This is a genomic window from Bradyrhizobium sp. Arg816 (genome assembly GCF_029989365.1).
GTDB lineage: Bacteria > Pseudomonadota > Alphaproteobacteria > Rhizobiales > Xanthobacteraceae > Bradyrhizobium.
Window position 1 is genome coordinate 346,930 of record NZ_JAPRAQ010000004.1, and the last position, 21,661, is coordinate 368,590.

Here is a 21,661-nt window from a genome sequence, read left to right on the forward strand (position 1 = left end):
AAGATCGCCCCGCGGACGCTCTTACGGTTCGAGACCACGCTGCTGCGCCAGCAGGGGCATCGTGATTGCGATGACCCCGGCGAGAATGAGCGTCATGCCTGCAAGGGCCGACCAGGTGAAGCGTTCGCCGAGCCATGCCGTGCCGAGCGCCACCGCGAAGCCGGCGCGCAGATAGCTGCCGCTGGTCGTGCCGAGTGGGCCGAGCGTGCGGATCAAGCGGAAATAGATCACCATCGCGAGGGCCGTGCAGACCACCGCGAGGCTGATGACGGCCGCGACCGCGTGCGAAGTCGGTGCCAGCGTCCAGGGTCGCTCGAGGACGAGTGCGGCAGGGACCATGAGGATCGCGGCACAGCTCATGGCGCCGGCCGCCGCGACGGTGGCGGGAAAGCCGGAGAAGCGCTGCCCCCATATCGGTGCGAGCGCGTAGCAGAGGCTTGCGCCGAGCACGGCGGCCTGCGCCAGCGGGGCCGTCGTGCCCAATCCGGACAGCGCATCGATGCCGATCGTGACCGCGACGCCCGCAAGACCAAGCGCGACGCCGATGATCTTCCGGCCAGTGATCGCCTGCCTCCCACGTCCGGTCATCATCGCGATCGCGAGCACGAACATCGGCGGGGTCGCATTGAGCACGCCGGCGAGACCGCTTGCGATGTGCATCTCGCCCCAGCTGATCAGGGTGAACGGCAGCGCGCTTTGCAGCAGCCCCTGCACGAAGAAAGCCGCCCACACCGGTCCCCGACCGGGAAAAGCGTTCCCCTGAGCGCGAGCGATCGCGATCAGGAGAATGGCCGCGATCGTCACGCGCGCGGCGACCATCGTGCATGGCGGGATTGTCGGGATTGCGACCTTGATCAGCGTGAACGAGCTGCCCCAGATCAGTGAGAGCAGCAGCAGAAGCCCGATCTCGAACGTGTGCGTGGTTTGTCCTGACGTCGTTGGTTGCGCCTGCGTGTGCATTGCGAATCTGCTCCGGGATGGACCCGGACCATGATCCGGCGTGGCGGCGCAGGCTGGCTGAATTCGGACCTCATCGCCCGATCGAGTCCGATTCCAGCTACTCGGTGAGTTCAGATGAAACTATGATTCCGCCATGACGAAAATCCTGGCCAAGGTTTCCGCGCAGCAGCCGACGCTGCCGCCGCATCTCGATTGGGAGACCTGCGACCGGGCGCGGCTGGCGCGGGCACGCGCGTTCGACGGGCTGTTCTTTTCAGGTGTTCGCTCGACGAGGATTTACTGCCGGCCGGTCTGCCCGGTTCGCCCGGCGCGCTCAGAGAACGTCACCTTCTACCCGACCGCTGCTGCCGCCGAGCGCGCCGGCTTTCGCCCGTGCCTGCGCTGCCGGCCCGAGACTGCGCCGGGATCGCCGGCCTGGATGGGAACGGCCACCACCGTCGCGCGCGGGATGCGCCTGATCAATGACGGATTCCTGGATCGCGCGTCGATGATGGATCTTGCGGAAGTCCTGGGAGTCGGACCGCGCCATCTGCTCCGCCTGTTCATGCGCCACGCCGGTGCGAGCCCCAGCGAGATCGCCGCCACCCGCCGTGTGCAGGAAGCCAAGCGTCTGATCGACCAGACCAGCATGACATTGGCGGAGATCGCCTTCGCCGCCGGTTTCGGCAGCGTTCGCAGATTCAACGATGCATTTGTCGCGACCTACACGCGGCCGCCGTCGTCATTCCGGCGCCGCCACTAGGACGCCGAGTCAGGCCGTCACCCGATCTGCTTCTCGCCGTGCCGCTTCGACAGCGTGAAGATCTCGACGCCCGTCGCGGTCACGCCGACGGAGTGCTCGAACTGCGCCGACAGCGAGCGGTCGCGGGTCACCGCGGTCCAGCCGTCGGAGAGGATCTTCACGTGCGGCTTGCCGAGATTGATCATCGGCTCGATGGTGAAGAACATGCCGGGCTTGAGCTGAACGCCTTCGCCGGGCCGGCCGATATGGATGATGTTCGGCTCGTCGTGGAACATGCGCCCCAGGCCATGGCCGCAGAAATCGCGCACCACGCTCATGCCCTGCGGCTCGACGAAGCTCTGGATGGCATGGCCGATGTCGCCGGTGGTGGCGCCCGGCTTGACCGCGGCGATGCCGCGCATCATCGCCTCATACGTCACCTCGATCAGCCGCTCGGCCTTGCGCGCGATCGGGCCGACCGCATACATCCGGCTGGAATCGCCGTACCAGCCGTCGACGATGAAGGTGACGTCGATGTTGACGATGTCGCCTTCCTTCAAAGGACGATCGCCGGGCATGCCGTGGCAGACCACGTGGTTGAGCGAAGTGCAGGTCGAGTAGCGATAGCCGCGATACATCAGCGTCGCCGGATAGGCGCCGTGGCTGAAGGCGAAGTCGCGGACGAACTGGTCGATGCGCTCGGTCGGCACGCCGGGCCCGACGATGTCGGTGAGTTCGTCGAGGCACTTCGCCACCAGCGCGCCCGCCTTGTGCATGCCGGCAAAGGCGCTCGGCCCGTGCAGCTTGATCTGTCCGGTCTTGCGCAGGGAGGTATCGGAGGCTTCGACGTAGCTCATGCGGGGCTGGTCTCGATGTCGACGGAAGGGCTTGATTTCAGGGCCATAATCTAATGATCACGGGCCTTCATGCAAGTCAGCCGTGGCTCTTGCGCCCGAAACAGGGCCTAATTCGGGACTTCTACGGTGGTTTCCACCGGCAGGGCGCCGCCCCGGACGCGAATCTCGCGGACGGGATAGGGAACCCGGATGCCCTCGCGCTTGAAGGCCTCCCACAGCGCCAGCATCACGTCGCTCTTGACGCCATCCATGCCGTCGGGGTCCGCGATCCAGAAGGTCAGCGAGAACTTCATCCCGGCTTCCGCGAACTCGGTCAGGATGCTGTTCGGCGGCTTGCCCTTCTGCGCGCGGGGATGGGCGGCCGCGGTCTCCGCGGCGAGCTTGCAAACCAGCCGCGGGTCGGCGTCGTAATTGGTGCCGAAGGCGATCTTCACCAGCGTGTTCTTGTCGGTATAGGTCCAGTTGACGACCTTCTGCGTCACCAGGTCCTCGTTCGGCACCAGGAATTCGCGGCCGTCGCCGGCGGCGACGGAGATATAGCGCGTCTTCATCGCGCTGATGCGCCCGGTGTTGTCGCCGATGGTGACGAGGTCGCCCGGCTTCACCGACTTGTCCGCGAGCAGGATGATGCCCGAGATGAAGTTGGCGACGATCTTCTGGAGGCCGATACCGATGCCGACGCCGACCGCGCCGGAGAACACCGCGAGCGCCGAGAGATCGATGCCGACCGCGCCGAGCGCGATGACGATTGCGATGGCCAGCAGCCCGATGCGGATGATCTTGACCAGCAGCACCTGCACCGAGGGGGTCAGATCGGTGGTCGAGTTGATCCGGCTCTCGGCGAAATTGCTGGCAATGTTGGTGGCCCAGAGCGCGATGAGCAGGAGCGCGCCGGCCTTGATCACCAGCAGTGGCGTCAGCCGCAGGCCGCCGAGCACGATCGCAAAGGAATCGAGCAGGTCGACCGTCGTGTCGAGCTGTCCGATGATGGACAGCGCCGCGACGAACCACGCCGAGATCGACACCAGCTGGACGATGAAGGCGTTGCGCAGCACCGAGGTCACGAGCCGGATCGCAAGCCAGGCCAGTCCCAGCTTGGCTGCGACCATCAGGAGATAGCTGCGGCTCGGCCAGGTCGCGTGATACATCACCACGCGGGAGATGATCACCATCAGGGTGAACACCGCCGTCGAGGCGCTGGAGACCATCACCCGGGCGAAGTGCCGGAGCGGCAGCGGCCAGTGTATCGCCAGCGATGTCATGTCGATGCGGTTGCGAACCCCGGCTTCCGCGGCATAGGCGATGCCGGCCGCGGCCAGGATCAGGCCGAATTGCAGGTAGAACCAGGGTGAGGAGATTTCCGCCCCGACGCTGCGCGCGGTGGTCTGCACGAACTCCATGAAGTCTTTGAGGTCCATGTCCATCGGTCTCGTCGGCAAGCAGGCGGGAGGGTTGATTCGAGGGCAGCGCAGAATCCCACAACGGGCGCCGCCGGGCCATCGATACACCGCTAAGTGAAGCGCGTTAAGGCCGCAAAATACGGGCAGATTGCCGCGAGCGGGAGAAAATGGGTTGGCGTGGGAGTCTGCCGACGATAAGGATGCAATTCCAGCGATTTGTACCCGGAAGGTGGATGGCTTCCCTCGACTCTGTCAGCCTCGCCATATTGCTCGGCGCCGTCCTCGTCATGGCCGGTATCCTGTCGAGCCTGCTTGCTCTGCGCTTCGGCGCGCCCTTGCTGCTCGTCTTCCTCGCCATCGGCATGCTCGCGGGCGATTCCGGCCCCGGGCAGCTTCAGTTCGACGACGTCCGCACCACCTATCTGGTCGGCTCGGTGGCGCTCGCCCTGATCCTGTTCGACGGCGGCCTGAAGACGCGCTTTGCCAGCATCCGCACCGTGCTTGCGCCCTCCGTTGTGCTCGCGACCGTCGGAGTGCTTCTGACCGCGCTGATCACGGCGCCGTTCGCCAAATACGCGCTCGACCTCAACTGGACGGAATCGCTGCTGGTCGGCGCCGTCGTGGCCTCGACCGACGCCGCCGCGGTGTTCCTGCTGGTGCACACCCAGGGCCTGCGCCTGCGCCCGCGCGTCGGCGCGACGCTGGAGGCCGAATCCGGCACCAACGATCCCTTCGCGATCTTCCTCACCTTGATGCTGGTCGAATACATCTCGCTGGGATCGAGCTCGGCGGGCCACGTGGCGATGGAGTTCATCCAGGAGGCGGTGCTGGGCGCCGTCGTCGGCGTGGTCGGGGGACGCCTCGTCGTCGTCGCGCTCAATCATGTTGCGCTGCCGCAGGGCCTGCATGCGCCGTTCGTGACCACGGGCGCGCTGGTGATCTTCGGCGGCTCGCAGATCATGCACGCCTCCGGATTCCTCGCGGTCTATCTCGCCGGCATCATCATCGGCAACCGCCCGACCCGCGCGCATAATTCCGTGGTGGCGTTCCTGGATGCTGCGACCTGGCTGGCGCAGATCGTGATGTTCGTGCTGCTGGGCCTGCTGGTTTCACCGAGCCGGCTCGGCGCGAGCGCGTTGCCGGCGGTCGCCGTCGCCTTCGTCCTGATGCTGGTCGCGCGGCCGGTCGCGGTGTTCGTGTGCCTGGCGCCGTTCCGCTTCAACTGGCGCGAGAAGATCTTCATCGCCTGGACCGGCCTGCGCGGCGCGGTCGCGATCTTCCTGGCGTCGATCCCGATGCTGGTCGGCCTGTCGAAGGCCTATCTCTATTTCGACGTCGCCTTCGTCGTCGTCATCATCTCGCTGCTGCTGCAGGGCTGGACGCTGGCGCCCGCCGCGCGCAAGCTGCACGTGGCGCTGCCGCGCGCCGAGCGTGGTCCGCGCCGTGTCGAGCTGGATCTGCCCGGCCAGCTCGAGCAGCAGCTCGTCGGCTATCCGGTGCGGCCCAAGAGCCTGTACTTCCGCCGCGGTCTGATCCCGTCCTGGTCCAAGCCGACGCTGGTGATCCGCAACGAGAACATCTTGACCCCGGCGGAAGCCGATCCGGTCGCGCCCGGCGACTACATCTATCTGCTGGCCCCGCCGGAGAAGGCCGAGTCGCTCGACCGCTTCTTCGTCGACATGCAGCCGAGCTCGGCGCCGGATCCGCATCTGCTCGGCGACTTCATGGTCTCCGGCGAGCACACGCTGGCCGAGCTTGCCGAGATCTATGGCGTGAAGGTCGGCGAGGATGACGGCAAGCTGACCCTCGCCGACTATTTCGACGTCCATCTCGACCGCGCGCCGAAGGAGGGCGCCGAGCTGCCGCTGGACGAGATCGTGCTGGTCGCACGCTCGATCTCCGGCGGCCGCGTCAACGTCGTCGGCTTGCGTCTGCCGGAGGACGAGGAAACGCCCGCGCCGCTGACGCGCCGGCAGGCGCTGCGGCGCAAGCTCGCGGATTTGTGGACGTCGGTGGCGGGGGTTTAGCGCCGCGCTCTCGGTTTTCAGTTTGGCGGGACGGAGCGGCCGCAAGCTCGTCATTGCGAGCGCAGCGAAGCAATCCAGTCTGCCTCCGCGAAAAGACTCTGGATTGCTTCGCTACGCTCGCAATGACGGGGAGGGCCTCAGCCGCTCACGTCAACACCTTCACCCCGCCGAACGACGTCACGCGGCCCTGCTTCAGCATCACGATCTGCGTCGCGAGCTGGCGCAGTTCGGCGACGTCGTGGCTGACATAGACCATGGGGACATTGGCCTCGTCGCGTAGCCGCACCAGATAGGGCAGGATCTCGAGCTTGCGACCCTCGTCGAGCGCGCCGAGCGGTTCGTCGAGCAGCAGCAGGCGCGGCTTCGACAGCAGCGCGCGCCCAAGCGCGACGCGCTGGCGTTCGCCGCCGGAGAGTTTTCCGGGGCGGCGGTCGAGCAGGGCGCCGATGTCGAGCAGGTCGATGATGCGCTTGTGCTGGGCCGGATCAGGCGCGAGGCCGTTCATGCGCCGGCCGTAGTCGAGATTCTGCGCCACGTTGAGATGCGGAAACAGCCGCGCGTCCTGGAATACATAGCCAATGCGGCGGCGATAAGTGGGCACATGGATGCCGGCCGCGGTATCGTCGACGGTCTCGCCGTCGATCACGATGGTGCCGCGGTCGGGCCGCAGCAGGCCCGCGATCATGTTGACCAGCGAGCTCTTGCCGGCGCCCGACGCGCCGAACAGGCCGATGACGCGGCCTTCGCTGGTGAAGGTTGCCTGGAGCGAGAATTCGCCGAGCTGTTTTTCGATGTCGACGCGCAGCATGGTCAGTTCCCGTGCAGGCGTTTTGTGGCGCGGCGGGCGAACCATTCGGCGGCGATCAGCGCGCCCATTGCGAGCACGATCGAGATGATCACGAGTCGTCCCGCGGCCGCGTCGCCATCGGGCGTCTGGATCAGCGAATAGATCGCCGAGGAAATCGTCTGGGTCTCGCCGGGAATGTTGGAGACGAAGGTGATGGTCGCGCCGAACTCGCCGATCGCCTTGGCGAAGCCGAGCACCATGCCGGCGAGCACGCCCGGCAGCGCCAGCGGCAGCGTCACCGTAAAAAAGACTTTCCAGGGCGCGGCGCCCAGCGTTTCCGCGGCCTGTTCGAGCCTGCGGTCGATCGCCTCGATCGACAGCCGCATCGGGCGCACCAGCAGCGGAAACGACATCACGCCGCATGCGAGCGCAGCGCCGGTCCAGCGGAACGCGAAGACGATGCCGAGGTATTCGGCCAGGAAGCCGCCGACGAGTCCCTTGCGACCGAAGGTGAGGAGCAGGAGGTAGCCGGTGACGACAGGCGGCAGCACCAGCGGCAGATGCACCACCGCGTCGAGAAACGACTTGCCCCAGAAGTCATGGCGGGCAAGCAGCCATGCCAGCGCAATGCCGAATGGCGTTGCGACCAGTGTGGCGATGACGGCGACCCTGAGCGAAAGCAGGATCGCCGTCCATTCGGCGGGAGAGATCTCGAGCACGGAAAATCAGGTTGCAAAACTAAGTCGTGGGGCTAACCAGGAACTTGAAGCCGTACTTTTCAAGAATGGTCTTGGCTGCGGTGGAGCGCAGGAAGGCGAGATAGTCGTTGGTCTCAGGCTTCGCGGTGGTCGTTGCTGCAACCGGATAGATGATCGCGGGATGCGAATCCGCCGGAAAGGTGCCGACGATCTTCACGCCCGGCTCGACCTTGGCGTCGGTGGAATAGACGATGCCGAGATTGGCTTCGCCGCGGGCCACCAGCGTCAGCGCGGCGCGCACGCTCTCGGCCATGGCGAATTTCGGCTCGGCGGCCTGCCAGGCACCGAGCTTCTCGAGCGCGGCCTTGGCGTATTTGCCGACCGGCACCGACTTGACGTCGCCGGTCGCGATCTTGCCGTCGCCGGCGAGCTTGGCGAGGTCAAAACCCTGCGCGATCGTGACGTTGTCGATCTTGGAGTCCTTCGGCGCGATCAGCACGATGCTGTTGCCGAGCAAATTGACGCGGGTCGGCTCGTTGATGGTCTTCTTGGAGATGGCGTAGTCCATCCAGTCGGTGTCGGCGGAGACGAACACGTCGGCCGGTGCGCCCTGCTCGATCTGCTTGGCGAGCACCGAGCTTGCGGCATAGCTGACGCTGAACTTGACGCCGGTCTTGGCGGTATAGGCGGCGTCGATCTCGTCCAGCGCGTTCTTCATCGACGCCGCGGCGAACACGGTGATGGTCTTGTCCTCGGCGGCGGCAGGCGAGAGGCTCGCGCCCGCGAGGATGACGAAAGCGGTGAAAAGTCCGGCAATACGAATCATGGATGCGCTCCGTGCGAGCTCGCGCGCAAAATCGCACGCGCAACTGCGTTGGGTGGGTCAGGCCGTGCGACGGGCGGAAGCGCTGTTCCACGTGGCCCCGCAACGGCTTACGGCCGGCGGGGATATCGCAGCTGCGAAGATAGCAGGCCGAGGCTTTAGGGCAAAGGCGACCGTTTGTCTAACGCATGATCCGGAAAAGTGTGCAGCGGTTTTCCGAAAAGATCATGTGCAAACAATAGCATCCGGCCTATTGAGCCGGCAGGATCGCGATCGAGAGCGAATTGTCCTTGGCGCCGCTGATCTGGACCACGAAGGGTTGCGCCGACAGCTCGTATTTCATGGTCTTGCGGATGCCGTCGCAATCGGTCGCGCCGCTGAAGGCCACCGGCTTGAGGAAGTGGCCGTCCTGGACCACGTCGACCCAGGCTCCGGAGGACAGGCTGATCGTGTAGAGCCCGGCCTTCGGCGCCTTGATGCTGGTGAAGCCCGCAAAGGTGCCGTCCTTCGGCGCCCGCTCCGGCGGCGTCGGCAGTTTTGCCTCCGCGGGCGCCACCAGCCCCAGCGTGATGGCCGATGCGGGCAACGCCGTCTGCTCGCTCCCCGAGGCGAGCTTCGCGCGGACCGGCGCGGTGAGCGCGGCGCGCTCGCGCTCGATCGGCCATTTGAACTTGTCGCAGCCACTGGGCTCCTCGGCAGCGAGAGCGGAGGTCGCGCCGAGCGTGAGCGCAGCGAGGAAGGTGAGGACGCGCATGTCAAATCTCATCGTTGGCCACGCGAAAGATGCGGGGCTTGCGGTCAGGCTTGTCGAACGGCGGGATGCGCATCCCGACAGGGCCGCTCAGCTTACGGCGGAGCGGCAGGCCAATCCTAGCGCATTTGGGCGGCGCGAACCAACCAACTAGTTCGTCATCCCGGGGCGCGCGCAGCGCGAGCCCGGGACGACAACGGTTGCGCCAACGCGCCCTACGGCTTCGCATCCGCCGCATGCAGCACCGCCTTGCAGGCCGCCGGCATCTGCGCCAGCGTCATCGGCGGCTTTGGCTTCGGCGGCTCCGGCGGAGGCTTCGGATGCAGCACGGCGTCGCTGAACCAATAGGCGAGGTCGGACGGCTTGCAGCCTTCGTCCTCGGATTGCGACGACTGGCCTTCGCATTCGCCCGAGCCCGCCGGGCAGCGCATGCGGATGTGGAAGTGATAGTCGTGTCCCCACCACGGCCGGATCTTCGACAGCCACGAGCGGTCGCCCTTGGCCTCGCGGCACAGCGCCTTCTTGATCGCGGGATTGACGAAGATGCGCTGCACTGCCGGCTCCTGCGCTGCGTCGCGCAGCACCAGCACATGAGCAGGCGTGAACACCTTGGGGTCGATGTCGAGTCGGTCCTGGCGCACCATCATCACCGCCGACATGTCCTCGCGCTCCTCGCGCGACAAACGGCGGTCCGGCATCGGCGTCAGCCAGATGTCGGCATCCAGGCCAATTTGATGGCTGGCATGGCCTGACAGTGCGGGCCCGCCGCGCGGCTGGGCGATGTCGCCGACCAGAATGCCCGGCCATCCCGCGTCCTTGTGCGCCCTGGCCGCGAGCCGCTTGATCAGCGCGATCATGTCGGGGTGACCGTAATTGCGGTTACGCGACAGCCGCATCACCTGCCAATTGTCGCCGTTGAGCGGCATCTGCAGGGCGCCGCCGATACAGCCCTTGGTGTAGGAGCCGATGACATGAGCCGTTCCCTTCGACGGCAGCAGCTTTCGCGCGAACAGCTCCTTGGCGCCGATGCTGGGATCGTTTGGGTTGGCGAGCGGCGGCAGCGGTTTTGGGTTGACGCTGCCCTTGTCCTGGGCCAGCGCGGCGCCGGCGGTCAGGAACGTCATGACAAGCAGGAGGGGGGCGAGGCGGCGGGGACTCATGCTGTCATTCTTATAGCCCAACGCGGCGTCAGGGTTAAGAAACAGTCCTTCGGCCGAAATATTGTGCGAAAGTCGCAGTTCCCTACGCGCGGCCGGCCGATTTTTAACGACGCGATAACCCTCTCGTGCATTGACCAAAAATCGTGCGTGGGAAGCGTGTTCGCTGCCTTCTGCATGCATTCGCGCGCGATCTCGGAAATGATTCAAGGCAGCGCGCAATTTTGCGCCATCGCGTTCTTCGATGACGACGACGTGATGCGCTTGGCGCGCCCGGCGGCGCTGCCGCGCCTCGCAAATTGGCAATAAGGGCTGTTTTCCTGTGGCCACCAGACCGTGCGACCGACCGACAAGCCGCCCAAGATTACTTTTTTTTCAGACACTTGTCCCAAAACTTGCGGCCACTGGCGCGACTGGGACGGATCAAGTTGAGTTTGGGGTCTCGAAAAACAACAAAGCGAAAGGCAGGCGTGCTCGCCCGGGCTGGCCGACAGCCGCGCAAGCCGCGCTTCGCGCGCGCGCCTCGACCCGTTTCCGAACGCGACGAACTCCTGCGCAGCCGCGCCGAGGCGGAAGCCGCGATTGCCGAGGCCCGCAAATCCCATGAGCGCCTGCGCCAGGCCATCGACCTCCTGCCGCAGGGCATCGTGTTTCTCGATGCCGAAGGCCGTTACGTGCTCTGGAACAGGAAATACGCCGAGATCTACAGCAAGACCGCCGATCTGTTCGCGGAAGGCGCGCGCCTCGAGGACACGCTGCGCATCGGCGTCGCGCGTGGCGACTATCCCGAGGCGGCCGGCCACGAGGACGAGTGGATCGCCGAGCGGCTGCAAAAGCTCTATCAGCCCGGCGCGCGCCACGAGCAGATGCTCGCGGACGGCCGCGTCATCCTGATCGACGAGCGGCTGACCGACGATGGCGGCGTGGTCGGCCTGCGCGTCGACATCACCGAATTGAAGCAGCGCGAGGCCTCGTTCCGCCTGCTGTTCGACGGCAATCCGGTCCCCATGATCGTCTGTGCGCTCGACGACGAGCGCATCCTCGGCGTCAACGATGCCGCGATTTCCCATTACGGCTATAGCCGCGCCGAGTTCGAGAAGCTGAAGATCCGCTCGTTGCAGGCTTTCGACAGCGAGCCGCCCTGGACCACCGATCGGTCCAGCGAGGAGCAGGCCGCGCGCACCTGGAAGCACGTCAAGGCCGACGGCGCGCTGATCGACCTTGCGATCTATTCGCGCGAATTGACCTATGCCGATCGGCCCGCGATGCTGCTCGCGCTGATGGACATCACCGAGCGCAAGCGCGCCGAGGCGCGGCTCGCCTTCATGGCCCAGCATGACGGGCTGACCGGCCTGCCGAACCGCAATCTGCTGCGCCAGCAGGTCGACGAGATGCTGCTGCATATGCGGCGCAGTTCCGACAAGGTCGCGCTGCTGATGCTGGGGCTGGACAATTTCAAGGCGGTCAACGACACGCTGGGACACGCGGTCGGCGACAAGCTGCTGCGCGGCGTCGCCAAGCGGCTGCGCTCGACCTTGCGCGAGGAAGACGCGCTGGCGCGGCTCAACTCCGACGAGTTCGCCATCGTCCAGAGCGGCCTGACACGGCCCGAGGACGCGGTGATGCTGGCAAAACGCTTGCTGGAAGCCATCTCCGATCCCTATCTGCTCGACGGCCATTCGGTGGTGATCGGCGCCTCCATCGGCATCGCGATGGCGCCCGGCGACGGCGATGATTCCGAAAAGCTGCTCAAGAACGCCGACATGGCGCTGTCGCGCGCCAAGTCTGATGCGCGTGGCACTTTTGCGTTCTTCGAGGCCGCGCTCGATGCCAAGGCACAGAGCCGGCGCAAGATCGAGGTCGAGCTGCGCGACGCGATCCAGAACGACGTGCTGCGGCCGTACTACCAGCCGCTGGTCGACCTCCAGAGCGGCCGCATCACCGGCTTCGAGGCGCTGGTGCGCTGGCCGCATGCCGAGCGCGGCATGGTCTCGCCGGCCGAGTTCATTCCGGTCGCCGAGGAAACCGGCCTGATCAATCCGCTCGGCGGCCTGATGCTGCGCCGGGCGTGCCTGGACGCCGCGACCTGGCCCGACGATGTCCGCGTCGCCGTGAACCTGTCGCCGCTTCAGTTCCGCAGCGGCAACCTGCTCTCGGTGGTCACGGACGCGCTGAAGCATTCCGGCCTGCCGCCGCGGCGGCTCGAGCTCGAAATCACCGAGACGCTGCTGCTGGAGAAAAGCGCGCAGGTGCTGGCGACGCTGCATGCGCTGCGCACGCTCGGCGTCCGTATCTCGATGGACGATTTCGGCACCGGCTATTCCAGCCTCAGCTATCTGCGCAGCTTCCCCTTCGACAAGATCAAGATCGACCAGTCCTTCGTGCGCGATCTCGCCGCCAACCGCGAGGCCCAGGCGATCATCCGCTCCATCGTTAGCCTCGGCAAAGGCCTTGGCGTCACCATCACCGCCGAGGGCGTCGAGACCGAAGCCGAATTGAGCTGCCTCCGCGCTGAGGGCTGCGACGAGGGCCAGGGCTTTCTGTTCAGCAAGGCCCGGCCCAACGCCGAGATCATCAGCCTGCTCGCTGCCCAGCGCGGGATCGACGGCGAGACCGCGATGGTGGCGTAAGGCGGGCTGCCCCTTACCTCGCCCCGCTTGCGGGGAGAGGTCGGAATGCGCACGTAGCGCGGATTCCGGGTGAGGGGGTACAGGTCCCTCGATGATCTCATCTGTGGAGAGAGGCCCTCACCCTAACCCTCTCAGCGCGAGCGAAGCTCGTCGCGGCCCCGCGAAGGGCGGGGCGAGGGAGCGCATCGGCGCTCCGTGTCAGTTGCCCGCCAAAATCGCCTTCCCCACATCCTCATAATGCGTATCCCGCGCCTGGATCTGCTGCGCGATGGCGTGCATGTCGCGAAACCGCCGCTCGAACGGATTGTTGCGGAATACGGCGGTCGCGCCGGCCATGTGATAGGCGGTGTCGACCACCTTGGCCGATTGATGGATGGTCCAGGTCGCGGCGAGGCGAACGGCGCTGCGATGTGCGGCGCTGAATTGGCCGGTCGCGCAGAGGTCGTGCCACATCGCATGCGCCGTCGCATAGAGATAGGCGCGCGCAGCGCGTAAGTCCCCCTCGGTGCGGCCGATCAGGCCCTGGACCGCCTGGTTGTCGCGCATGGCGCTCGCTGCCAGCGACTGGTGCTTTGACCGCGACAAGGCGATGGCGGCATCCAGCGTCGCGCGCGCGACGCCCAACGAGACCGCGGCGAAGCCAAGACTGAAGGTCGAGCCGGTGCCGATCCTGTAGAGCGGGCCCGTCTCGCGTAGCGCGGACGGCACGTCACGAAACGCTGTGAAACGCTCGGGGATGAAGAGGTCGCTCACCTCATAGGAATCCGTGCCGGTGCCGGCGAGGCCGATGGCCTGCCAGACGTCATGCAGCACCGCGCTCGCAACGGGAAACAGGATAGTGCGAACCTCCGGCGAACCGTCGGCATTTTTCCGCGGCGTCCCGTCGGCTCCGACGATGCGAACATGCGCCCCCAGCCAGCTCGCCTGCCGCGAGCCCGAGGCGAAATCCCAGCGCGCCGTGACGCGATAGCCGCCCTCGACTGCCCGCGCCTCATGCGCGATCGCGCCCCAGGCGAGAATGCCGGGCGCGGTGTTGAAGATCTCATGCGCGGTGTGGTGGTCGAGCGAGGCTGCGATCATGGCGCAGACACTGCATTGGCCGAGACACCAGGCCGTCGAGGCATCTGCCTTCGCGATCTCCTCCAGCATCTGCATGAAGGTTTCGATGGGGGCTTCCGCACCGCCGAGGCTTTGCGGCAGCAGCGCGCGATAGAACCCATTTTCAATCAGTGCTGAGACGACAGCCGGCGTCAGTCGACGGGTGCGCTCGATCTCATCCGCCTCGCGCGCGATGAGCGGCGCGATGGCGCGGGCACGTTCGACGAGGTCAACTCCGGGAGTTGCGTCCATGCGCGTTTCCTCGCCCCTTCTGTCGTGAGCGGTCAGAGAGGCGATGGTGGGCCATTTGGCGGAGAGGATCAAGATCGCATGCGGGCGCGATCCGCATCCCGGTCCTGCAATTCCTCGTAGCCCGGATGGAGCGACGCGAAATCCGGGGCCTTTATGTCCGTGGCGACGAACCCGGATTGCGCTTCGATCGCGATGGCGGGCGTCGGCGTCTTCGTCTACGATTTGCGCGCGCAATTTGTGGAGATGCCGGAATGCAGACGATTGGCCTGATCGGAGGCATGAGCTGGGAGAGCACCGCGCTCTACTACAAGCTCATCAACGAGCGCGTCCGCGATCGCGTCGGCAAGCTGCATTCGGCCCCGTTGCTGATGTATTCCTACGACTTCCAGGCGATCAAGGAGATGCAATATGCCGGCCGCTGGGACGAGGCCGCGGCCAGCCTTGCCGAAGTCGCGCGGCGGCTCGAAAGCGGCGGTGCGCGCGCGATCGTGCTGTGCACGAACACGATGCACAAGCTTGCGCCCGACATCGTTGCGAAGCTGACCATTCCCTTCATTCACATCGGCGACGCAACGGCGGAACGCATCCGGTCAAGGGGATACCGGCGAGTCGGGCTTCTCGGCACGAAATTCACGATGGAGGAAGATTTCTACATCGACCGGCTGCGCGCCCACGGCCTCGATGTCCTCGTTCCGCCGGCGGATGCGCGGGCTGACGTGAACCGCATCATCTACGACGAGCTATGCCTCGGCAACGTCACCGCTTCCTCGCGCCGCCGCTATCAGGAGGTGATGGCCGCACTCGTCGCCGCGGGCGCCGAATGCATCATCCTCGGCTGCACCGAGATCACGATGCTGGTCGGCGCGCACGACACGTCGGTCGAGACGTTCGACACGACGGCGATCCATGCGGAGACGGCGGCCGATTTCGCGATCGGGTGAGGGTGGTCCCGGCGGACGCTCGACAGGTCGATTTTCTCCCTGCCGGCTTTCTGCTCTATTGGTGTCAGCGTCCGCTGACTGACGGGCTGGCCAAGGGAGCTCTCATGAGCCGAACGATGCATGTTCCTAGCGGAATCTTCGATAGCTTGCGCTACGGTTTCGCGCAGGTTGCTACCGTCCCCACACCGTTCGGTGACATCGTGTATGTGTCCGGCCAGGTTGCTTGGGACGCAGATCAGAACGTCGTTGGCGCCGGCGACGTCGGTCTTCAACTCGGCAAGAGCCTCGAAAATCTTGGCGTTGCGCTGGCGTCGGTTGGTGCGAAACTCGATCAGGTCGGTGCATTGCGGCTCTACATCAGGCAAAGCCACATGCACGAGGGCAAGGCCATCGGCGATGCTCTCAAAGCGGCGTTCGGCGATAACCCGCCGTGTACCACCTGGATTGGAGTGCCAAGCCTCGCCAGGGACGAGTTCCTCATCGAGGTGGAGCCTTCTGCGGTTTTCCTTGCGCGAAGCGGCTGATGGCAGTTCGCAGGATAGGCTTCGCTTCGCTCTGCCCATCCTACGAATTTTGGACCGGCGGCATCAGACGTCCTGCATCGGAAGCAGCTCGAGCGTCGCGGCCTGAGCGTTGCAGTGTGTTCCTGCGTGACCTCGTCAGGCCGCAGCGCGGCCAAGGTCGAACGGCTGCCTGCGTCTTGTCGGAAAACTCAGCGCCACCGCGACGGCGGCGAGCCCGATCGCGAAGGAGCCGGCGTGCAGCCATGTGTATTGCTGGAAATTGTCGAACACGAGCCCGCCGGCCCATGGACCGAGCGCCATGCCGAGGCTGGCAAAGGCCGACACCGCGCCGAACACGGTGCCCATGATGCGCGCGCCGAAGTACTCGCGGACCAGCACCGCATAGAGCGGCATCACCCCGCCATAGGCGAGGCCGAACACGACCGAGAGCGCGTAGAATTCGCCGAGTTGCGCCACCGCGAGATAGGTCGCGATGCACATCGCCTGCACGAACAGGCCGCCGACCAGCACGGGCTTGGCGCCGATGCGATCGGCAGCCGCGCCCAGCAGCAGCCGTCCGCCGAGCCCTGAGACGCCGGCGACGCTGTAGACCGTCACCGCGGTGAGCGGGGCGATGCCGCACACCATCGCATAGGACACCATGTGGAAGATCGGACCGGAATGCGCCGCGCAGCAGGCGAAATGCGCGGCTGCGAGCGCGATGAATTGCGGCGTGCGCAGCGCCTGCGCCGCGGTCAGCTCGATCGCCGGTGCCGCGTCGGTGCTTGCCGGGCCAGTCGCTTGCGGCGCCGGCCGCACCAGGAAGCAGGCCGGGATCAGCAGCGCCCATGCGGCGATGCCGATCACCAGCATCGCGGTGCGCCAGTCATAGGCCGTGATCAGCCAGCTTGCGGTCGGCGCGATCGTCACCGGCGACACGCCCATGCCGGCGGAGACCAGTGCCACCGCGAGGCTGCGGTTCTTTTCGATCCAGGCGCTCGCGAGTGCCATCATCGGCGCGTAGAAGCTGCCGGCGGCGACGCCGATCAGCACGCCGAAGAACAGCTGGAATTGCCACAGGCTGGTCGCCTGGCTCGCGGTGACGAGACCGAGGCCCAGCAGCAGGCTTCCGGCAAGCACCACGATGCGGGTGCCAAATCGATCCGACAGCGTGCCCCAGAAGAACGCGGCAACGCCCATGCAGAGGAAATCCAGCGTCGCCGCCGCCGACACGCCGGCGCGCGACCAGCCCATCGCTTCGGAGATCGGCTGCAGGAAGACCGCAAGCGACAGCATCGTGCCGAAGCCGACGCAGGTCATCAGCGCTCCCGCGGCGACCACGACCCAGCCATAGTCGAACCCTGACGGCTTGCTCATGCGTTTCCTCTGCGCTTTTGCTCTTGTTGATGGTGCGCGCGGGGATGGTGGCCCATCTGTCGGCGGAGGGCAAGGTTACGCGCAATGCGCGGGTACAGAGCTCGTTACCTTGCGGCGCCTTGAGCATTGGCGCGCGCCATGGGCCGCCGCAACGTCGACTTAGGAGGTGTTTTGTGCCGCAGTTTCGCTGCCCCCGCGTGCCAGGTCCATTTGCCCCGGCCACCCGTAAGCCGAGATCAGGCTCATATAGGCGTCAACATCCGTGCCGGTCATATTGAGGGAGCGGCTGCACTGTTGGAGGGCTTCCTCATATTGACGGAGGTGCAAGTGTGCGACGCAGAGAAGCCGCGCCGCGATGGTATCTTGCAGGACGGCCAGGTTTGCGAGGTCGCCGTCGAACCGATCCGACCAGATGTCGCGGGCGGTCTGAAGGTCGGTCAGAGATACGTTGACCCGCACCTGGTCTCCGTTGCGTCTCACCGCGCCCCGCACGGCCCAGCGGACGCGGAGATCCGTCCCGAGCTGCTGCAAATCGATCACCTTCTTCTTGTAGGTCAAGGCGGTGTCGCGTCCAACAACGAGAGTGGCGGGCGTTCGCGCGAGGTCAGTCGTCAAGCTTGTCGAGACGGAGTCGGCAAAGGAGTCCTGCGCCGGACCGTCGTTGAGGCTGGCGAAAGGCAACACCACGAGAGAGAGGCGAGGCGCGATCTCGGGCCTGACTGTCGGCTGTGCCTGGATATTTTGAGCTTCCCGTTGTGCGTCGGTACGGACCGTCTTCCAGGCATTCCAGTATCCGGCAACGCCACCGGCAATTGCGCCGATGGCGGCGACCGACGCCAGCACGCTGCCGACGAGCCTGAAACGGCCTCTGAGGTCCTCCAGCCGGCCGGCGGATCGCCGTTCGCCAACAGCGTTTGAAGCGGCAACCGGGACCGCAACTGCTGCCGCGGTTCCTGGTTGCCGATCCTCATCGTGCACGGCGCCCACGAAACGAAAGCCCTTTCGTGGAAATGTCTTGATAAGACGTTGTTGCTGACCGGAGTCACCGATCGCGCGCCGGACGGCGTTCAGCCGGGTCGTCAGCGCCGCATCGGATACGATCCGGCCATTCCAAATCGCGTTGACGAGATCGTCCTTGCTGACGACGCGATCCCTGCTGCGGATCAGATGTTCGAGCAGATCGAGAACCTGGGGTGTCGTGGGCACCACATCGAGCCCGCGCCGCAATTCGCGCCGCTCGGTGTCCAACGCACAGTCCTCGAAGAAATAGCGCATGGCACCATTCTCCAAGCCTGCCCTCTATCCTCCGAGGGCGCGGGGGCAATTATCCGTAGACAATAAGCCTTCGGTCGCGAAAATGTAAGCCGCGAACATCGATCCACCCCGTCAGGGGGTGGCAGAGCCGTGCTTTTCCGGAAGGCCCGCTCTCGCAGCGCATGATGCTACCGCGTCATAGCGGCCCGCCAGAAAATGCGCATCAGCCATGGCTCCCCGATCTGTGTCGAGCATGTAGTCATCAATGAGATGGCGCAACTTGCCACTCCTGCAGACACACATCCGCCGGATGACGCTGCCTCTGCACGGGTTGGGCCAAAAAAATAAGCCGTCGGTAAGGAAAATGTAAGCCGCACGTCAAGCGTGCGCGGCGAAGTCCTGACAGCCTGCCACCAGGAGAGGGAAGGGAAATCGCCGATGAGCATCATCTACGGCTCTACGCAGATGCGACGGACTGCCACATCCCTGCAGCAAGCCACCAGCCTTTTCCTGCGGGTCTGGAGCGCATGGCAGAAGCGCCGAAGACGGCTGAAGGTACAAACCGCTCTCTGTGCCCTCAGCGATCGGGAGCTGATGGATATCGGCGCGACGCGCGCCGAGATTGATTACATTGCCTTGCAGCAGGGCCGCGCAAAGCCCGATCGTCCGGCACCCTGGCGCATTGCTAGTGCGCTTGCGATCTGGTTGCTCGTCAACCTCTTCAGCTTGATTTCGGTCAATCGCACCGAGGCTCAATGCACGGCGCAGGATGTTTTGCGGAGACAGCTGGCGGTCAAGGTCGATCCGCCGGCTCCCAGATCGGAGATTCCGGTCAGCTCCGCTGCAGATATCCTGGTGTGGAAGACGATCCGGATAGGAACATTCACGGATACTTTCGCTCTTCGCAGCGCGATGAGTGCAATGGGATGCGGCCTCGGAAACGCGGCCGATGAGATACTCGCTCGACCGGCCTTTACCCTAAGTCGCAAGAGGGCGGAGGTTGAGCTTGTTGCCGTGTCGGTTGCCGAGCTCGGCTTTCAAGGCGAGGCTTCGCTGCGGTCGATCTATCTGCGTGCGCAACAGCTCGGTCTTGCGCTGGCGCCCGCCGAAATCGCGCCCCAGCTGAGGCTCCAGTATTTGGACCAGCCGATCGGTGAATTTCTCACCATCGGGATGGAGCCCATCGGGACGTGGGCGGGTGAAGCGGTCGTCCTGACGGTAGCGAACGGCGGAGCAGGCCTCATCCTGATCGGCCAGGATGGCCGTGAGGACGCGCAGATATCTGCGATATCCCGTTTCGTGTTCGTGCGGCCCAAGACATCCATGGCTCCGGAGACCGCAGCGATGGCCAGGTAGCATGCCGCGATCTCATTTGGTCTGGGCTCGATCAGGGAGACGGGTGATGATCACGCGTCGTGATGTGTTTTCGGCGGCCGCTGCCGCGTTCGCCGCTACGCATATTTCACCGCGGGCTCTCGCGCAGCCGATCGCGAGAACCGCGCATATCCTGACCGGCTTCACGCCCGGGCTGCAGGATGGGTTGGCGCGGCTCGTGGCCGGCCAGATGAGCGGCTATGCCGAAACCATCGTGGTCGAGACCCGGCCGGGCGCGGGCGGGCGCATCGCGGTGGAGGCGGTGAAGAGCGCCGACGCCGACGGGTCGGTCATGCTGTTCGCGCCGCTCGGCTTCATGATGTTCTTTCCGCACGTCTACAAGACGCTGAGATACCATCCGCGGGATTTCACACCTGTATCGACTGTCGCCTCGACCCCGACCTTGCTGACGGTCGGTCCCAGGGTACCGGCCGACGTCAAGACGCTGGCGGACTTCGTGGCCTGGTGCCGCGCCAATCCGAAGCAAGCCACCTTTGGCTCGCCGGGCGCCGGAACCACGCTGCATTTTCTCGGTGCGATGCTGGGCCGCACCGCTGGCTTCGATTTTCTTCACGTGTCCTATCAGGGCGGTGGTGCGATTCAGGATCTGGTCAAGGGCGTGATTGCCGCGACCGTCATGCCGATCGGCAGCTCGCTCGGACTCGTCCAGTCCGGCGATCTTCGCGCGCTGGCGACCACCGGACCGCGCCGCAGCCCGTTTGTTCCGGCGGTGCCGACGGTGCGGGAGGCCGGATATCCGTCGCTCGAGGACCTCACATGGTTTGCGTTCTACGTTCCGGCGAAGACGCCGGCGCCGATCGTCGATAAGCTCAACACCGCGATCCAGGCGGCCTTGCGCACTGACGAGGTCAAGGCCGGCATGGCAAAGCTGGCCGTCGAGCCCGACGCGATCGCCATGGAAGACTTCGCCCGGCTGATCGCATCCGAATCCGACCGGTGGAAGGCGATCGTGCAGGCAACGGGGTTCGTCCCGACCGATTGAAGTAGCATTGACAGGAGGCAACACATGAGCGGGCCGGCATCCGTGCATGATCTCGTGCAGTCGCATCGCATCACCGCGGTGATCTATGCGGCGGCGAAGCTCAATCTCGCCGAGACCATCGGCGATGAGGCGAAATCGGTGGCCGAGCTCGCCCGGCTGGTGTCCGCCGATGAAAGCGCGCTGCGCAGATTGCTGGTTGGCCTGACGACACTTGGCCTGTGCAGGCAGCCCGACCGCGACCGCTTTGCCATGACCGAGCTCGGCCGGCAGCTCGACGAGACCGCCGACCCCTCCTTCAAGGATTGGGTTCTCTTCGAGGGCGAGATGCTCGCGCAATCCTGGATCGGACTGGTCGAGTCGGTTCGCTCGGGCAAGAGCGCGGGCGAGCTGCGCGGCGATGGCGACGATCGCTATGCGGCGACGAGCAATGCGCCGGAATTCACCCGCCGCTTCAACGCCGCGATGGTCAGCCTGACGCGGAGCATCGTTCCAAGGATCGTCGCGGCCCACGACTTCGCGACCGCGCGCGTTGTCATGGATCTCGGTGGCGGTACCGGCGAATTGATCGGCGGCGTGCTCCAGCACAACCCGCATCTCGAGGGCATCGCCTTCGACCTCGCGCGCTGCGAGGCAGGAGCGTATGCGCATTTTGATCGGCTTGGCATCGCCGATCGCTGCCGGTTCGTCGCCGGCAGTTTCTTCGAGAAGATCCCGGGCGGCGCCGACACGATCCTGATGAAGAGCATCCTGCACAATTGGAAAGACGATCGTTGCGAGCTCATTCTGCGCAACTGCCGGGACGCGCTGCCGGCCAGCGGAACGTTGATCGTGATCGAACGGATCATGCCGGAACCCGCGACGACCGAGACTCAGGACCGGTCCTGCGTCATGAGCGACCTCAATATGCTGAGGGGAGCTGGCGGCCGCGAGCGGACGGAAGCCGAGTACCGCAGGCTTGGCGTCCTGGCCGGCTTCGCCTTTGTCTGGACCAGCGGTATCGGCTCGTTCAGCCTGGTCGAATTCCGAAAGGTCGGACACTGACTGCCGT

The 21,661-nt window shown here is 65.4% G+C and carries 20 protein-coding genes; 9 read left to right on the top strand and 11 right to left on the bottom strand.

From position 1 onward, the window contains the following. Positions 1-21: 21 nt before the first annotated feature. Positions 22-960 (bottom strand): DMT family transporter, encoded by a 939-nt coding sequence (locus OWC48_RS13110; protein WP_282520363.1) that lies wholly within the window; start codon positions 958-960, stop codon positions 22-24. A gap of 133 nt (positions 961-1,093) precedes the next feature. On the opposite strand from OWC48_RS13110, the gene OWC48_RS13115 reads away from it, so the two are divergent. Continuing rightward, positions 1,094-1,702, top strand: coding sequence for a bifunctional transcriptional activator/DNA repair enzyme AdaA (locus tag OWC48_RS13115; protein WP_282520364.1), 609 nt, complete (start codon positions 1,094-1,096; stop codon positions 1,700-1,702). Positions 1,703-1,719: 17 nt separating this feature from the next. Here the strand turns inward: OWC48_RS13115 and map are convergent, their stop codons facing one another. Together map and OWC48_RS13125 are read right to left on the bottom strand one after the other, a co-directional pair. Then, on the bottom strand, positions 1,720-2,538 hold the full coding sequence (gene map / locus OWC48_RS13120) for a type I methionyl aminopeptidase (RefSeq protein WP_014498584.1): 819 nt from the start codon (positions 2,536-2,538) through the stop codon (positions 1,720-1,722). Positions 2,539-2,645: 107 nt separating this feature from the next. Then, complete coding sequence (locus OWC48_RS13125; protein WP_282520365.1) at positions 2,646-3,962, bottom strand: mechanosensitive ion channel family protein; 1,317 nt, start codon at positions 3,960-3,962, stop codon at positions 2,646-2,648. A gap of 209 nt (positions 3,963-4,171) precedes the next feature. Here OWC48_RS13125 and OWC48_RS13130 point away from each other — a divergent pair, with 209 nt between their 5' ends. Beyond that, positions 4,172-5,965 carry a potassium/proton antiporter gene (locus OWC48_RS13130; RefSeq protein ID WP_282520366.1) on the top strand — a complete coding sequence of 598 codons (1,794 nt, stop codon included), beginning with the start codon at positions 4,172-4,174 and terminating at the stop codon, positions 5,963-5,965. Positions 5,966-6,110: 145 nt separating this feature from the next. Here OWC48_RS13130 and modC read toward each other — a convergent pair whose 3' ends face one another. The 5 genes from modC to mepA form a co-directional block, all read right to left on the bottom strand. Further along, entirely contained in the window at positions 6,111-6,773 is a 663-nt protein-coding gene (gene modC / locus OWC48_RS13135) for a molybdenum ABC transporter ATP-binding protein (protein WP_282520367.1), read from the bottom strand. A 2-nt stretch (positions 6,774-6,775) separates the two neighbouring features. After that, positions 6,776-7,471: a molybdate ABC transporter permease subunit gene (gene modB, locus OWC48_RS13140; RefSeq protein WP_282520368.1), complete on the bottom strand. Its 696-nt coding sequence runs from the start codon at positions 7,469-7,471 to the stop codon at positions 6,776-6,778. Positions 7,472-7,490: 19 nt separating this feature from the next. Beyond that, positions 7,491-8,276, bottom strand: coding sequence for a molybdate ABC transporter substrate-binding protein (gene modA / locus OWC48_RS13145; protein ID WP_282520369.1), 786 nt, complete (start codon positions 8,274-8,276; stop codon positions 7,491-7,493). Positions 8,277-8,523: 247 nt separating this feature from the next. Then, positions 8,524-9,027 (bottom strand): hypothetical protein, encoded by a 504-nt coding sequence (locus OWC48_RS13150; RefSeq protein ID WP_282520370.1) that lies wholly within the window; start codon positions 9,025-9,027, stop codon positions 8,524-8,526. Between the two features lie 212 nt (positions 9,028-9,239). Further along, entirely contained in the window at positions 9,240-10,184 is a 945-nt protein-coding gene (gene mepA / locus OWC48_RS13155) for a penicillin-insensitive murein endopeptidase (RefSeq protein WP_282520371.1), read from the bottom strand. A 156-nt stretch (positions 10,185-10,340) separates the two neighbouring features. Between mepA and OWC48_RS13160 the strand changes: the two genes are divergently transcribed. After that, positions 10,341-10,490 (top strand): hypothetical protein, encoded by a 150-nt coding sequence (locus OWC48_RS13160; RefSeq protein WP_282520372.1) that lies wholly within the window; start codon positions 10,341-10,343, stop codon positions 10,488-10,490. Positions 10,491-10,651: 161 nt separating this feature from the next. Beyond that, positions 10,652-12,811: an EAL domain-containing protein gene (locus OWC48_RS13165; RefSeq protein ID WP_282520373.1), complete on the top strand. Its 2,160-nt coding sequence runs from the start codon at positions 10,652-10,654 to the stop codon at positions 12,809-12,811. A 198-nt stretch (positions 12,812-13,009) separates the two neighbouring features. Here OWC48_RS13165 and OWC48_RS13170 read toward each other — a convergent pair whose 3' ends face one another. Beyond that, positions 13,010-14,161 (bottom strand): acyl-CoA dehydrogenase family protein, encoded by a 1,152-nt coding sequence (locus OWC48_RS13170; RefSeq protein WP_282520374.1) that lies wholly within the window; start codon positions 14,159-14,161, stop codon positions 13,010-13,012. 251 nt (positions 14,162-14,412) lie between these two features. Here OWC48_RS13170 and OWC48_RS13175 point away from each other — a divergent pair, with 251 nt between their 5' ends. Further along, positions 14,413-15,102 carry an aspartate/glutamate racemase family protein gene (locus OWC48_RS13175; protein WP_282520375.1) on the top strand — a complete coding sequence of 230 codons (690 nt, stop codon included), beginning with the start codon at positions 14,413-14,415 and terminating at the stop codon, positions 15,100-15,102. A gap of 104 nt (positions 15,103-15,206) precedes the next feature. Further along, entirely contained in the window at positions 15,207-15,626 is a 420-nt protein-coding gene (locus tag OWC48_RS13180) for a RidA family protein (protein WP_282520376.1), read from the top strand. Positions 15,627-15,761: 135 nt separating this feature from the next. On the opposite strand, the gene OWC48_RS13185 is transcribed toward OWC48_RS13180, so the two are convergent. Both OWC48_RS13185 and OWC48_RS46895 read right to left on the bottom strand, forming a co-directional pair. Further along, positions 15,762-16,982 carry an MFS transporter gene (locus OWC48_RS13185; RefSeq protein ID WP_282520377.1) on the bottom strand — a complete coding sequence of 407 codons (1,221 nt, stop codon included), beginning with the start codon at positions 16,980-16,982 and terminating at the stop codon, positions 15,762-15,764. 159 nt (positions 16,983-17,141) lie between these two features. Beyond that, complete coding sequence (locus tag OWC48_RS46895; protein ID WP_306664288.1) at positions 17,142-18,257, bottom strand: winged helix-turn-helix domain-containing protein; 1,116 nt, start codon at positions 18,255-18,257, stop codon at positions 17,142-17,144. Positions 18,258-18,674: 417 nt separating this feature from the next. Here OWC48_RS46895 and OWC48_RS13195 point away from each other — a divergent pair, with 417 nt between their 5' ends. The 3 genes from OWC48_RS13195 to OWC48_RS13205 are packed head-to-tail and all read left to right on the top strand — an operon-like array spanning position 18,675 to position 21,654. After that, the gene (locus tag OWC48_RS13195) at positions 18,675-19,592 is read left to right on the top strand and encodes a DUF1127 domain-containing protein (protein WP_306664289.1); all 918 of its coding nucleotides are present in this window, start codon (positions 18,675-18,677) and stop codon (positions 19,590-19,592) included. 46 nt (positions 19,593-19,638) lie between these two features. Then, positions 19,639-20,613 (top strand): tripartite tricarboxylate transporter substrate binding protein, encoded by a 975-nt coding sequence (locus tag OWC48_RS13200; RefSeq protein ID WP_282520378.1) that lies wholly within the window; start codon positions 19,639-19,641, stop codon positions 20,611-20,613. Positions 20,614-20,637: 24 nt separating this feature from the next. Then, positions 20,638-21,654 (top strand): methyltransferase, encoded by a 1,017-nt coding sequence (locus OWC48_RS13205; RefSeq protein ID WP_282520379.1) that lies wholly within the window; start codon positions 20,638-20,640, stop codon positions 21,652-21,654. Positions 21,655-21,661 lie beyond the last annotated feature (7 nt).